This is a genomic window from Pseudomonas sp. B3G-3 (assembly GCF_028640915.1).
In the GTDB taxonomy this organism is placed as follows: Bacteria; Pseudomonadota; Gammaproteobacteria; order Pseudomonadales; family Pseudomonadaceae; genus Aquipseudomonas; species Aquipseudomonas chlororaphis_I.
On record NZ_JAQZAB010000044.1, the window covers coordinates 1 to 263 of the forward strand.

Below are 263 nucleotides of genomic sequence, written 5' to 3' on the forward strand. Positions count from 1 at the left end.
GGTTTTTTCGTAGGAGTGCTGCTCGTCCGCCGCCGAGGACAGCGTCAGGTTCTCGGTGGCCGCCATGGCGATATTGCGTTTGGCTTCGATCTCGCTGGCGATGGCGTTGATATCGCGACCGGCCTTCACCGTCAGGTCACGACCGGCGCTGACCTCGGAGCCGATCTGGGTGATAGCGCTGCTGTAGTGGTTTTTGCCCAGCGCCAGGCTGCTGTTGAGCTCGGTGGAGACGATATTGGCGTCGCGCCCCGCACTCAGGCTCA

The 263-nt window shown here is 62.7% G+C and carries 1 protein-coding gene; it reads right to left on the reverse strand.

What is annotated here, in order from left to right; translation table 11 throughout:
* Positions 1-263: hemagglutinin repeat-containing protein (locus PVZ80_RS00295; RefSeq protein ID WP_273863293.1), on the reverse strand; the 263-nt coding region annotated here is incomplete at both ends.